Consider the following 13,289-nt stretch of genomic DNA (forward strand, 5'->3'; position numbering starts at 1 on the left):
CGGACACCGGGTTAAACGGGGATGCGCTCCCCGGTTATTTCAGCCAGCGCTGTGTCCTGCGCCACACACGATGTACGGACCTCCCGCGGCACGGAGTACGGACCTCCGCGGCACGGAACACCGCGTGCCGTGCGTGGCGGACCGCGTGCCGAGCGCGACGGACCGCGTGCCGTATACAGGCGTCATGACCGTTTCGCTCCACCCGGCCACTGTCCCCCGCGCGATCCGGTCGTACATGTGCCGGGCCCCCGGCACGTTCATCTGGCTCGCGATCCTCTTCGGAACGTCGGTGATCATGCACCAGCTGACGCCCGACATCCTGGAGCACGTCCTGCAACGCCGCTCCACCAACATCCACAACCTGCTGCTCTCACCCGGCCGGGTACTGCTCACCAGCGCGCTCTGGCTCGACGGCGGCGGCTGGCCCCTCTACTTCGTCATCTTCAACATCATCCACGTCCCCGCCGAACGCTGGCTCGGCACGCACCGCTGGCTCGCGGTCATGGGCGTGGCCCACATCGGCGCCACCTACCTGAGCGAAGGCGTCCTGGCCCTGGCCGTCCACGCGGACGCCGCACCCCACTCCGCCGTGAACACCCTGGACGTCGGCGTCAGCTACGCGCTGGCCGGCGTCGCGGCCGTCCTGACGTACCGCATCCCCTGGCGCCCCCTGCGCTACGCATACGCCGCAGGCGTCCTGTTCTTCTACACCGTCCCCCTCTTCGACCACCTCACCTTCACCGACATCGGTCATTTCGCGGCTGCGCTGCTGGGATTGGCGTGCTACCCCCTCACTCCGAGGAGGAAGTCGGACCAGGCGCCGAATCCGAAGGCGAGCTGAGGCCCTTCGGGGTCCTTGGAATCCCGGACGCGGATTGCGGTCGGGGTGGTGGATATCTCGACGCAATCGGCCCCATCGTCATTGCTGTAGCTGCTCTTGCCCCACACCAGGTCACCGTTCATAGTTCCTCCGCCAGCTTTTCGATGAACCGAGCCGAATCCTCGGCGTGCATGGCCATCTGGAGAAGCACCTCATACCTCTGGGCGATTTGGCTGACCCTCTCCGGGTCCGCACACAACACGCCGCCCAGGTGGCCCTCTTCGTACGCGATCCGGTCATGATCCGGCGTCAACAGCAAGTTGAACGGGCCGAAGAGCGCCGGGCTTGGACCTTCCCTGCGAGGCAGGACCTGGAGGGTCACGTTACGCCGCTCCCCCGCTTCGAGCAGCCGATGCAACTGGTCCCTGTGGTCCTTCCTGGTGCCTACGATCTGCCGCACCACGGCTTCATTGATCACGAAGCTGAACGTCCGCGTCTCCTTGTCCAGCAGCGCCTGCCGCTCCAGCCGGAAGGCGACACGCTGCTCGATCGTCTCCCGATCGGCCGGCGGCCAGCGGCCCTCCATCAGCATCCGCGCGTACACCTCGGTCTGGAGAAGCCCGGGGACGAGCTGCGCCTGGTAGGAGCTGATGGCAATCGCATCGGCCTCGTACCTCATGTAATCCGCGGAGTACGACGGGAACTTCTCCGGTTCCAAATACTCTTGCGCCGCCGTCAGCATCCCGTGCGCTCGGCACAGCTGGTCCGCCACCCGGAGCAGGTGCACCGTCGGCTTTCGCCGACCCTGCTCCATCGACTTCACGTACTCGGCCGAATAGCCAACCTCTTCCGCCAGCACCTCCCGGCTCACCTCAGCCTGGCCGCGCCACAGCTTGATCTGATGCCCGCAGTACCGCCACGCCATCGGTGGTTGGGCATTCTCGTTCACCATCGCGTCCGCCTCCCGCTACTCGCGTAGTTGACCCACGGCAAACGCTAGACCCATCCACTGACAATTAAGCCAAATGGCTTGACTGCGATCTCAATTGGTCAGCGACGGACAAACGACGATCAGGAATCGGCATCGCGCCAATGCCGGCGCCCGACGTCGATGAGACGCAGCTGCCGCCGCGCCGTGCGCGCCACCGACCGCCACCGCTCCGTGTCCTGGTCGCCACCGTCCCGTACGTCCAGGAACGCCGACGCCGTCATCACCAGCCGGTCCACGTACAGCTCCGCCAGCATCCGTACGTCCTCGTCGCTCCAGCCTCCCGACACCGGCTGCGACTTGAGCGCCGCCGCGACCTCCGTCGCGAACCGGTCCAGTTCGTCCGCTATGGCCTGCCGCACGGCCCGTACGCCGCCGTGCCGTTCGCGCGCGATGAAGCGGACGTGCGCGGGCTGTTCGCGTACGTACTGTTCAACCACCGCCACCGTGTGGTCGATCCGTTCCTCCGCGCCGTCCTGTTCGGCGAGGACCGCGCGGACCGTCGTGTGCAGGCTGGCCAATGACTCCTGGACCAGGGCGACTCCGAGTTCGCCGAGGTCACGGAAGTGCCGGTAGAACGCGGTGGGGGCGACGCCGACCACGCGCGTCACCTCGCGCAACCCCAGGCTGCTCAGGCTCTGTTCCTCCAGCAGGCCGAGCGCCGCGTCGAGCAGGGCCTGCCGGGTGCGCTGCTTCCGGGCCTGCCGGACTCCAACGGTCTCACTGTGACTCATGTCATCCAGTAAACAACCGTTCTCTGAGTTTCTCCACCCCTACACTGGGAACCTGAGTGAACAACTGTCCTCCAAGATGGAAAGGCAGATCATGCTCTTCCTTGTCGCAGCCCTCCTCCTGCTGGGGGTTCTGGTGGGTACCGCGGCACATCTCCCGGTCCCCGTCACGATCATCGCGGCAGTGGCCATCAGCTGCTGGCTGCTCGTCTTCTTCATCCGCGAGCGCCGCAACCACACCGCCAAGACCGAGGGAGCGTCCCGATGACCACCCTCATCACCGACCACGACACCGACGCCCGACACACCGGCCCGGCCACGGAGCCGAACGCCAAGCCGGACAGCACGACGGACACCAAGCCCGCGGCCGGCCCGGAGAAGCGCGGTGCGCCGCGCGGGCAGGCCGACGGCATGGCCGTGGCCGCGTTCGTCCTCGGCCTCGTCGGCACCCTGGTCGCCAACGTCGTCCTCGGCCCCTGCGCCCTCGTACTCGGAGCGCTGGCCCTGGCACGCAACACGACCCGGCGCTTCCGCGCCATCCTGGGCATGTCCCTCGGCGCGGTCGACCTGATCATCCTGGCGGTCGTGGCCACCGCCGACGGCACCTTGAGCTGGACCATCGGCGGCTGAGCCGGATGAGGGGCTACGCCACCCTCGGGTCCGCGTGCGCATAGGCGTACCTGTGCGGCTGCGGCTGTGACTGAAGCTGCGACTGCAGCTGTGACTGCGGGAGCAGCGTGTGCAGTCGGTGGCGCGGGCCGCTTCCCGCCCGTGCGGCGTCCAGCGCGGTGAGCGACTGGACGGCGTACGCGACCGAAGCCAGCGTCATGTGGCGGTGCCAGCCGTCGTACGACCGGCCTTCGAAGTCCCGCAGCCCCGTGCGGCCGCCGGTGCGGACGCTGTCGCGGGCCACGTACGCGGCGGTCCTCGTGAGCCGGTGCAGATCGGCCGGGGTCCGGCGGGTCGGCGTCGTCAGCCAGAAGTCCGCGCGGGCACCGGGCCCGCGCCCTCCCTCGTAGCCCTCAGGGGCCTCGTACCGCTGCGCGTACAGAAGCAGTTCGCCGACGTCACCTCGTTCGCCCTTCTCGTCACCGCCCGGCCGGGCCGGGGTCACCCGGGCCAGTACGGCCCGTACCCCGGGGGCGACATCGTGGACCGGCAGCCCGAAACGTTCCGGCGCGGCCAGGACACGCTGGGCGGGGAGGGCGCCGGGGCGCGTCGGCCGACCGCCGCGGTCCACCAGGTGGAGCACGAAGGAGCCGGGCATACGGGCCATGACGGGCAGCCCGAGCGGGGCGAGCGTGCTCACCACATCTCCGGCGTGGTGCATCTGGCTGTCCCAGATGACCGGGGAGGCGGCACCGGCCGCCGGGGTGGCGGCCCGTTGCGCCAGTTCGAGGATGCGGGCCACGCCGTCGTCGCCGGGCGCGGGCGTTCCGGGCCCCGGCGGGGGGAGGTGCAGGCGCCAGTCGACGGGCGCGTTGAGTGCCTGGCCCGCGTACCAGAGTCCGTACGCGAGCTGGCCGTTGACCAGTTGGCCGGTGGCGGGGACGAAGCGGCGGTGGACGCCGACCGAGTTCGTACCGGACTTGGGGATGAGCATCGGGCGTACGACCCACGAGTGCGGGCGGGCGAGGCCGACGAGGTGGTCCGCGAGGGCTTCACGGACGGTGCGCCAGTTCCACGGGGCGTTGCAGATGAAGTGGTGCAGGCGCTGGGCCGCGCCGCTGTCGTCCAGCGTCCGGGCGATGTTGCGGATGGACTTGCGGCCGGGGGCGGTGAGCAGCCCGCGCAGGTACTGCTCGCCCTTGAGGTGGTGGTCCGCCCTGGTGAAGGACGAGAACAGGTGTCTGCACAGGTCCTCGATCCACGCCTCCTGGGTGCTGGCCTGCCGCCCGGGGAGGAGCGGCGGAACGGCGGTGGTGGCTGCGGGCACGGACAAGGGACTGGCCCCCGGGGAGACGGGACGGGCGTGCGGGTCAGCCAGGACAATAAAGAATGTTCGCTATGTTTTTCGCGTCGGAGGGCGGATCGCGGACGACTTCACGAAGTTCCGGGGCGGGGGGCGATGGGCCTGGTGGGAACCCGGTGAGGGCCTGGTGGGGACCCGGTCGGGGCCTGGCGGGGGTTGGGGCCGGGCCTCGGAGCGGGCCTCTGGACGGGCTTCCGATTCGGACCTCTGGGCGGCCCCCGGACTGGGCTTCCGGGCGGACGCGCCAAGAAGACCGGGCAAGACTGTTGGGCAGTACACCTGTAGGGATGTACGCTCTGAAGCGAAACCCCGCGGCATCCCCCGTCCGCGGGGTTTCGTCATGTGCGGGTGCCAGGTGCCTTCAGTACACCTCTGCCCCTGCCCCAGCCGGGATCAGGAGTCCTGCAAGGTCCCCGGCAGGTCGAACTGCTTGGTCTCGCCCGTGGCGAGGTTCACTCGGGTCACCGAGTGTTCGGTGTAGACAAGCCAGCCGGCCGAGGTGTGGGTGATGTTCAGGGACGCGGCGAGGTCCTTGACCCGGGCGCGGTGCAGCTCCTTGCCGCTATTGGCGTCGACCTCCACCAGTTCGGTGTCCTTGCCCTTGGCCGCCGCGACCACGATCGACGAGCCCTCGGCCTGCACGGCGTCGACCCGGCCACCGTTCACGGAGACCGTCGTGGCGTCCGTGCCGCTGTCGACCGAGACCTTCACCTGGCCGGACTTGCCGTCGGCGTTCGAGCCGGCGACGACCGGGCGGCCGGCCTTGCACGCGAGGGCCTTGACGTCGAAGCCGTCCGGAAGGGCCACCGGGGTGATCTTGCCGTCGGTCAGGTTCGCGACCGAGACCTTGGTTTCGGAGTCCGAGCCACTGCCCAGGCAGACCGAGTCCGAGGCCGGATCGGAGGCGGCGAAGCCGATGGTGCCGGGGACCTGCAGCTCGCGCTTGGTGTCCCAGTCGGACGGATCGCGGACCAGCACAGTGGAGGCGGGGCCGCCGCTCTTCGTCCGCGCGTCCGGCATCCCGGCGGCCTCGCCGATCAGCGTCTTGCCGGGCAGGATCTGGCGCAGCCGCTCCTCTCCCGACACCCCGTCCAGGGTGTGGTCCTTGCGGTTGACCAGGTACCGGCGGTCGGGCCTTTCGTCCTTGCGGGGAACGGTCACCAGCCAGCGGCCGTCGGCGAGCCGGGCGATGTGGGGGCTGACCGCGTCCTCGTCGTCGGAATGCTGGGGCACGGCGACCAGGCTCTGCGCATGGGCCTCGTCCGGGTTGATGCCCACGACCGTCACCAGACCGTCGACCTTGGCGAGCGCGAAGGTCTTGGAGCCTTCCCAGTCGTCACCCAGCTCCACCCCGCCGGGCCCGGCGGAACAGGCCGTCATCAGCGCGGCCGTCGAGCCCAGCGCGGCCAGGAGGAGGGCCGCTCGGCCCGGGGACGCCGGCTTCCGGAAGTGCGTGCGCGCCGTGGGGTGCGGCATGCGTGTCGTGGGGCAGGGCATGGCTTGGTTCACCAGTCCTTCATTGCGTCTGTGGGGGACATTCTCGCGGCCCGGCGCGCCGGGGCCAGCGAGCCCGCCGCCACCACCAGCACCGTCAGGCCGAAGAGAAGAAGAAGGGTGCCGGCCGGCGGCAGCAGGACCCAGCCGTCGACGTACGGCGCCAGGTCGGCGCTGCGCCGCAGCACCGCCGCGGCCCCGCTGCCGAGCGCCGCGCCGAGCACGGTGCCGATCAGCGCGGACACGGCACCGGTCAGCGCCATCTCCGTGACCAGCATCGTCAGCACCGACCTGGTCCGGAAGCCGACCGCCTTGAGGATGCCGATCTCCTGTGCCCGCTGCCGCGAGAGCGCGCCGGTGACGGTCACGGCGCCGACGAACGCGAGCACACCGAGCACGCCGAGCAGCACCCGGCCGACCGTCTGGATCATTTCCAGCACCGCGGGCAGGGCGCTGAGCTGCTGCTGGAGGGTGACGGCCGGGTAGCCCAGCTTCTGCACGGCGGCGGTCACGGCCGGCACGTCCGCGGCCGTCTTCGCGACGACCGTCAACTGGTCGTATCCGGTGGTGCGCAGATAGCTCTGCTCCGGCTGCCCGCTCCGCTGCGCCGCCCACTTGATCACGGTGGGGTCGGCGGCGTACGCGGCGTCCGGATTATCCATCTGCCAGGCCGGGTCGTACACCCCGACGAGACGGGCGTGACCGCTGACCCCGGTGCCCTCGCCCTGCCGTACGAAGCGGGTGGTCTCGATGTCGATGTCCTGGCCCACCAGCTTGCCCAGGTCCACGCCCTGCGACACGGCCGGGGCCACGATCTCGCCCGGACGCAGCGGGAAGAGGTCGTCGCGTACGGACTTGGTGACCGGCGGGGACAGGGCCGGCCGGTGCGTCGTCGCGTACAGCAGTACGGTGTCGCCCGCCTTGGTCATGACCCCGAACGACACCTGCGCCCGGTGCTGCACGGACTCGACGTGCGGCAGCTCCGCGAGGCGGGCGGCGGCCTTCTCCGTCAGCTGGGGGGCGTCGGGGCGCTGGTCGGGACGGTCGACGGTGACACTGCGGTTGGCGCTGCTCTCCTTGACGTCCGTGTCCGTGGCGCTCTGCGCCCGGTCGGCGATGCCGAGCGCGCCGATGCAGACGGCGGCGGCGACCGAGACCAGCGCCACCAGGCCGAACAGCCGGCGGCGCAGGGCACGGACGTTGGCCAGCGCGACACTGAAGAGGTTCATTCGGTGCCCTCCGGCTTGGCCGTGTCGGTGTTCGGGGCTGGGTCGGTGACCGGGGCCGGGTCCGAGACCGAGTCCGGGACCGGGACCGGGACCGGGACCAGGTCCGGGTGCGGGTCCGGGTCCGGGTCCGGGTCCGGGTCCGTGAACGTGCCCTCGTCCAGGCGGTGCACCACGTCCGCGAACTGCGACACCGCCGGATTGTGCGTCACCAGGAGCACGGCCCGGCCCTCGTCCGCCAGCTCCCGGAACAGCCCGAGCAGGACGTTCTCGCTGTCCGTGTCGAGGTTGCCGGTCGGCTCGTCGGCCAGCACGACGGGCGGGTCGTTGATCAGCGCCCGGGCCAGGGCCACCCGCTGCTGTTCGCCGCCCGACAGTTCACCGGGCAGGTGGTCGGCGCGCTCCGCGAGCCCGACCCGGGCCAGCAGCTCCTTCGCGCGGGCCTCGCCCTCGCCGCGGTTGCCGAGGCAGGGCAGGACGACGTTGCGCAGCGCCGAATGCTGCGGCAGCAGGTTGTACGACTGGAACACGAAACCCAGGCGGCTGCGGCGCAGGTCCGCCAGCTCCCCGTCCGACAGGCCCGAGGTGTCGACGGGCCCCGTACCGTCGGCGCTCTCGACGAGCACCCGGCCGGTGTCCGGCGGGGTCAGCAGCCCGAGAATGTGCAGGAGCGTGGTCTTCCCGGAGCCCGAGTGCCCGACCAGCGCGGTGATCTCGCCTCCCGGCACGGCGAGGCTGACGCCGCGCAGGACGTCCACCCTCCTGCCGCGCAGGGTGTAGGACTTGCCCACGCCGTCGGCCCGCAGCAACGGGCGTACGAAACTGTCGCTCACTTGTCGGTCCTCGGTTCCGTGGCCGGCAGCCATCCCATGGCGCCGTCCAGTTGTCGGTCCAGCGTCCACACGCCCCAGGTGGTCTTCAGGTCGCAGGCGGAGTCGCCGCCGCCGACCTGGTACAGATCGGGCAGCCCGGGGCAGCCCTTGTGCGACGTGATGCCGCGCTTGAGGGCGTCGCGCAGTGCCGCGTCCGACTCGCCGCCGAGCAGTACGTAGGCCCGGGCGACCAGGGCGTAGCCGTACACGGAGGGGAACCGGCCCGGGTGGTGCGCCCACTGCTTCAGGGCGTCGGCGGTGATCCAGGACGGGACGCCGTCCCGCTGGTCGCTGTCGGCGAGCCCCACGGCGACCGTGGCCGCCGCCACCACCCGGTCCGGGGTGTCCAGGCGCCACGTGCCGATCTTCGGGGCGCTGACCGGGGCGCCGGCATCGGCGCAGTTCAGGGCGGTGCGCTGCCACTGGGTGGCGTTCTGCTCGGTGACGGAGGCGGGCAGCACCCGCGGATCGGCGCACAGCTGCCGCGCCTGGTCGCCGGTGCCGTCGGTGCCGCCTCCCGCGGTGACCTTGCGCAGGGCGGCCCGGTTGAGCCGCTCGGCGCTCTCCTGGCTCACCTCGTGGGACTTCTCCTCGCGCTCCAGCGCCGTCAGCAGCCCGGCGTCCTTACGCGACCAGCCGGCCAGGGCCCGCAGCCGCTGTACGAAGAGGGAGGCGTCCGGGTTGCCGATGTACGCGGCGGGGTCGCGCACCGTCCCGTCGTCCAGCCGCTCACCGTCGAGCCGCTTGACCACCGGCGCGAACACGGCCTTCGGCGAACCGGCCGCCTTCAGGAGGTGCGCCAGCTTGTAGAGCTGCTCGTACGGAAGCGTCGCGGCGCCGTCCCTGAGCACCGGCTCCCACACCTTGCGGTCCACCGCGGGCCGCTTGCCGGCTGCCTCCTGGATGACCACGTAGCCGTACGTGTCGGCGAGCCGGGTCGCCCGGGCGTCGGGGGTCAGCTTCGCGAAGTCGTCGGTGCGCGGCGCGGCGGTCCGGGTGAGCGTGCCGGGGACCGGCTCCTTGAGCAGCTGAAGGCAGCGGGCCAGGGCACTGCTCTGTTCGAGGTCCCGGGGTTCGGCGGTCAGCGAGTGCAGCCAGGCGACGGTGGCCGCCCGGTCCCCCGCCGGAAGAACGTCCAGGCGCCCGAGTGCGTCGAGCACTTCGAGGGCGGCCCAGGTGGAGCCGAGGTGCGCCGCGTCACCCTCGTCACCGAGGGCGGAATCGACGTACCAGCCTCCCTTGGCCCGCGTCTTGGCCACGGCCTCGGCGTCGCCCGCGCCCAGCGCTTCGTCGGCACCGGCCCGGCGCAGCGGGATCATCCAGTCACGCCCCCAGAGCGAAGAAGTCTCCAGTGCGCCCCGGCGAAATGACTCGGCCTGGTCCGAGGCCATGCTTGTTTTGGGGTCACGGCCCAGTTCGGAAAGCGTCCGCAGTGCATAGGACTGGGCTTGGGGGCCGGCCGGAGCCTGGCGCAGGAACGGGTGGTAGTAGTAGCCGTTCTGCTCGCTGACCAAAAGATCGAATTGCTGGGCCGCGGCGGGATTCCGGGCTTCGGACTCCTGCGACGCGGATGTGCACGACGCCATAAGGGCAACACACACGGCGGCCCCGGCAAACCGGGACGCCAGCTTTCCGGCAGACACTGCCGTACGGAATTTCACGAAAGCCCCCGTGCATATTTCTCTTCGGCTCACGAAAAGACGTCACACCGCCGGGCCCTGACGGTGTGACACCTTCACTCGGTCCCCGCACCGCATCGGCTCAGCCGAAGCGGAAAGCGATCAGGCGGCGCCCGCGTAGGCGCACTTCTCGCTGACGTTGATCGACTTGGTGACCTTGGCCGAGCCACAGCTCTTGGTGGACACGTAGGTGGTCATGCCACCCGGGCGCATCTGGCCGTGCGTGTCCGAGATGTTGGCCTTGGTGTTCTTCCAGCGCACCTCGCCCAGGGACTTGCTCTTCATCGTGAGCGTGGCCTCGGGGTTCTTGGAGATTTTGATGGAGACGCTGACGCCGTGGGCCTGCAGCTCGGCGCGGTTCTGGATCCACTGCACCTTGGCGGGGTTCTTCCCCGACATCTTGGTGGACGCCTTCCAGTCACAGGCCGAGGTGTAGAAACCGCAGTGCCAGGCGTTGATCGAGATCTTGTTGCCGTTCGGCAGACCGACCGACGTCGAGGCCGAGGTGGCGTGCGCCGGCGAGGTGGTCATCACGAGCGCCGTGGCCGCGAAAGCGGCGGCGGCACCGGACAGCAGGCGCGTGCGTATACCCTTATTCATTTACTCAACTTCCCCGTGAGTTACCGCGAACGACCCCGGTACAAGAGCCGCAAAGGTGCCGCGCCCTTAATCCCCGGGCGCGGCGGTCGCCCCGAAGTCAACACGACATAAATTCCCCACGCAACCTTTCGGGACGTCGGCTTGCGGAACGCCGGGGAGAGTGCCGTACGTCACGCCGAAAAGGGGGAGGGTTGGATTGTGGTACGGGAATGTGCTCCAAGATCGCGGATGCGCGGTCGGATTGCGGTGGGGGCGGCGGCGCTTTCCGTGTGAGTGCGCGTGGGGTCGGTTCGGGTATATGCCTTGCGTCCCACTGTGGGGGTGATGTCCCTATTGTGGGGGCTGGTGTCCCGGCTGAGGGGGCTGACGTCCCGACTGTGGGGGCTGATGCGCTCCCGCAGCCCGCCGAAGCTCAGCCTCGCAGACCGCCGGAGTCCAGCCCCGCAGCCCGCCGAAGCTCAGCCCCGCAGCCCGCCGGCGAACGGCAGCGTCCGCCAGTGTTCGACGGCGGGCTTCAGTGCGTCGACGAGCATGGGCAACCGCGGCGCGAGGGCGAGGCAGGCCACCGCCCGGATCATTCCCACCGCGTTGACGAGGCGCAGAACGCGCCCGTCGAGCTGCCGGAGGCCACGGCGCCGCGCGGCTTCGTCGTACGCGGCCTCGCACTCGGGGCCGAGGGCCGCCAGGTCCCACTCGACCGGACCGAGCGTGGCCAGTTCGAAGTCGGAGTACAGCGCGCCGCCCTTGGCGTTGACGATATTGACGGCCGGGGCGTCCCCGTGGATCGGTTGGAAGTCGACGCCGGGGAACTCTGCCTCGAACGCCGCGCGCGAGCTGACCAGGGGCTCCAGGACCGCCCACTCCCGCCGCGCGCGGTCGAGGTCGGCCGGTTCGAGGAGGTCGGCGCGGCCTTCGAGAGCGGCCAGCCCGTCCGTGGCGAACCTCGGTTCGGCGGCCGACAGGAACGGCAGCTCCCCCGGGTACGCGCGCAGCGCCGCGTGCAGGTCGGCCGTCAGCCGGGAATGGTGCACGTAGTCGGGCTCGCTGCCCTCGTCATGCTCGACGAACTGCCAGAACGTCATCGAGAAGCCGTCGCGCCGCACCGGCTCCCGGGGCACGAGCGGGGTCGGCGGAATCACCGGGACCCCCTGTTCCGCGAGCCATCCCACCACGTCCAGCTCGGTCCGCTGACGTGCCGCCTGGGACCCGGCATCGGCGTACGGCGGCAGGACGGTCGGCACCCGGACCACCACGGGTGCGGGAGCGAGGTGCACGACGACGGAGAACACGTCGTGGAGGATGGTCGGGTCGGTCACCGTCAGCCCCAGGTCGCGCCCGGCGGTGACGGCCGCGTCCAGCGCGCGCGACGTACGGGCGGCGAGCTGGCCGGGCGTCATGAAGCCCGGGTCAGCGGGGAGTCCGGGCAGGCCAGGCGGGCCTGACAGGCCGGGAAGTCCGGACAGATCCGGCGTTGCTGACGCTCCTTCGGGCATTCCTGACGCTTCCTGCGGCATACCTGACGCTCCTTGCGGTCCTGGCACGCCGGCGATGGTCTCACGGCGGGCACGCGCACCGTTACGGATTTTCCGATCACGAGCCGGGTCGCCGCCGCGCTGTCACCACTTCACCGCCGTGTCACCGCCGCGCCGTCACCGCCGCGCTGTCACCACGTCGTCACCGCGTAGTGGCCCGCACCCGGCAGTCGCCCACCCGGTGCTCGCCCGGCGGACGATGGTCTCCTGGCGGCCGGAGCTCGCTCGACGACCTGAGCTCCCCAGGTTGCCGAAGCTCCCCCGGCGCCCGAAGCTCCCCCGGTGGTCGAAGCTCTCCCGCCCGCTGCTCGCCGGTCCGTTTCTCGCTCCCCCGGTTGTCACCTGGCGGGGCCGCCGAGGGGCCCGGGCCCAGCGGGTTCTCCTCACCGCCCACCAGGAGCGGCGGTCGCGCCCCGAGCACCAGGCCCCATACGTGGTCCACGTGCTCCCGCGGGGACAACCCGGCCGTGCCGCCGCGCGGTACGCCGATACGGGCCGTGAACTCCGCGCCGGTCACCACGGAGACCGCCGTGGCGGTGACCGCCTCCACGGTCGTCCAGCCGGCGAAGTCGGCGCGCGCCCGTTCCACCAGTTCGCCGAGGGACGGCAGCCACATCGCGTACCAGGTGTTGCCGTCGTCCGGGAAGTCCCAGGCGAGGCGGGCGGCGGCCCGTACGGACGGTTCCTCTTCGAGCAGCCGGGCGAGGATGCGGGTGAAGGTGACGACCCGTCGTAACTCGCCGCGCGCCCCGGTTTTGGGGCACCTGCTGACCGTCATGAGGGACGTCAGCGCGCTGCGGGTCAGTGCGCAGCCGGCCTCCCTGACCGCTTCGGCGAGCGCGGCCTTGGACGCGAAGTGGAACGTCAGGCCGCCGATCGTGACGTCCGCCGCGGCGCTGATACGGGCCATCGAGGCGCCCGCGTACCCCTTCTCGGCGATGTCGTCGGCGGCGGCCCGCAGCAGGGCGCGGCGCGTCCGCTCAGCTCGGTCCTGTCGCGCCATTGTCCCGCCTCGGTGATCGCCCTCGGTTGTCAGCGCTGTACCGGTGACATCCAACCGTCCATGCTAGGGCCGGGCTTGGCGGCCCGCACCGCTCCGGCGGGAGTTGGCGGAGACTTGATCAGTATGGGAACCGGGAGGCGTCGGGGGCGCTCATAGGCACTCCTCCGGCTGTTCCCGGCTCCTGCCCGGGGCGCGCTTGCGCCGCGCGCGGGGGTGCGCGCCGGGCGCTCGTCGAAGCGGAATCCGGGCCCGTGGCGGGCTCTCGTTCCGTACGGATCGGCCGTCGCGCGCCCGTACCGGCTCACGGGTCGGTCAGGGACCGCTCCGGGCCCCGTGCCGGTATCGGCCGCCGGGGCGCGGTGGCACGGGTTC

General features: G+C 70.8%; 14 protein-coding genes. 3 read left to right on the top strand and 11 right to left on the bottom strand.

Annotated elements, in window-relative coordinates; genetic code table 11:
* Window positions 1–184 precede the first annotated feature (184 nt).
* A complete protein-coding gene (locus ACZ53K_RS05905) occupies window positions 185–841 on the top strand; it encodes a rhomboid-like protein (protein ID WP_468832370.1) in 657 nt (218 codons plus the stop codon).
* Here the strand turns inward: ACZ53K_RS05905 and ACZ53K_RS05910 are convergent.
* The 3 genes from ACZ53K_RS05910 to ACZ53K_RS05920 form a co-directional block, all read right to left on the bottom strand.
* The gene (locus ACZ53K_RS05910) at window positions 784–963 is read right to left on the bottom strand and encodes a DUF397 domain-containing protein (protein ID WP_468832372.1); all 180 of its coding nucleotides are present in this window, start codon (window positions 961–963) and stop codon (window positions 784–786) included. The genes ACZ53K_RS05905 and ACZ53K_RS05910 overlap by 58 nt on opposite strands.
* Window positions 960–1,772: a helix-turn-helix domain-containing protein gene (locus ACZ53K_RS05915; RefSeq protein WP_468832373.1), complete on the bottom strand. Its 813-nt coding sequence runs from the start codon at window positions 1,770–1,772 to the stop codon at window positions 960–962. Before ACZ53K_RS05915 ends, ACZ53K_RS05910 begins: the two co-directional genes overlap by 4 nt.
* 119 nt (window positions 1,773–1,891) lie before the next feature.
* Window positions 1,892–2,542, bottom strand: a complete 651-nt coding sequence (locus ACZ53K_RS05920) for a TetR family transcriptional regulator (RefSeq protein WP_468832374.1) — start codon at window positions 2,540–2,542, stop codon at window positions 1,892–1,894.
* Between the two features lie 76 nt (window positions 2,543–2,618).
* On the opposite strand from ACZ53K_RS05920, the gene ACZ53K_RS05925 reads away from it, so the two are divergent.
* Both ACZ53K_RS05925 and ACZ53K_RS05930 read left to right on the top strand, forming a co-directional pair.
* Complete coding sequence (locus tag ACZ53K_RS05925; protein WP_468832818.1) at window positions 2,619–2,807, top strand: hypothetical protein; 189 nt, start codon at window positions 2,619–2,621, stop codon at window positions 2,805–2,807.
* Entirely contained in the window at window positions 2,804–3,169 is a 366-nt protein-coding gene (locus ACZ53K_RS05930; RefSeq protein ID WP_468832376.1) for a hypothetical protein, read from the top strand. The genes ACZ53K_RS05925 and ACZ53K_RS05930 overlap by 4 nt, the downstream gene beginning before the upstream one ends.
* 13 nt (window positions 3,170–3,182) lie before the next feature.
* Here ACZ53K_RS05930 and ACZ53K_RS05935 read toward each other — a convergent pair whose 3' ends face one another.
* From ACZ53K_RS05935 to ACZ53K_RS05970, 8 genes are all read right to left on the bottom strand, one after another.
* The gene (locus tag ACZ53K_RS05935; protein WP_468832793.1) at window positions 3,183–4,475 is read right to left on the bottom strand and encodes an IS701 family transposase; all 1,293 of its coding nucleotides are present in this window, start codon (window positions 4,473–4,475) and stop codon (window positions 3,183–3,185) included.
* Between the two features lie 429 nt (window positions 4,476–4,904).
* A complete protein-coding gene (locus ACZ53K_RS05940) occupies window positions 4,905–5,987 on the bottom strand; it encodes a hypothetical protein (protein ID WP_468832377.1) in 1,083 nt (360 codons plus the stop codon).
* 29 nt (window positions 5,988–6,016) lie between these two features.
* Entirely contained in the window at window positions 6,017–7,234 is a 1,218-nt protein-coding gene (locus ACZ53K_RS05945) for an ABC transporter permease (RefSeq protein WP_468832378.1), read from the bottom strand.
* The gene (locus ACZ53K_RS05950; protein ID WP_468832380.1) at window positions 7,231–8,064 is read right to left on the bottom strand and encodes an ABC transporter ATP-binding protein; all 834 of its coding nucleotides are present in this window, start codon (window positions 8,062–8,064) and stop codon (window positions 7,231–7,233) included. The genes ACZ53K_RS05945 and ACZ53K_RS05950 overlap by 4 nt, the downstream gene beginning before the upstream one ends.
* The gene (locus tag ACZ53K_RS05955) at window positions 8,061–9,689 is read right to left on the bottom strand and encodes a hypothetical protein (RefSeq protein ID WP_468832381.1); all 1,629 of its coding nucleotides are present in this window, start codon (window positions 9,687–9,689) and stop codon (window positions 8,061–8,063) included. Before ACZ53K_RS05955 ends, ACZ53K_RS05950 begins: the two co-directional genes overlap by 4 nt.
* Window positions 9,690–9,884: 195 nt before the next feature.
* Entirely contained in the window at window positions 9,885–10,382 is a 498-nt protein-coding gene (locus tag ACZ53K_RS05960) for a hypothetical protein (RefSeq protein ID WP_468832383.1), read from the bottom strand.
* Window positions 10,383–10,840: 458 nt separating this feature from the next.
* A complete protein-coding gene (locus ACZ53K_RS05965; RefSeq protein WP_468832384.1) occupies window positions 10,841–11,779 on the bottom strand; it encodes a phosphotransferase in 939 nt (312 codons plus the stop codon).
* A gap of 277 nt (window positions 11,780–12,056) precedes the next feature.
* Window positions 12,057–12,917 (bottom strand): TetR family transcriptional regulator, encoded by an 861-nt coding sequence (locus ACZ53K_RS05970; RefSeq protein WP_468832386.1) that lies wholly within the window; start codon window positions 12,915–12,917, stop codon window positions 12,057–12,059.
* Between the last annotated feature and the right edge of the window lie 372 nt (window positions 12,918–13,289).

This window comes from Streptomyces sp. NPDC033221, assembly GCF_055577005.1.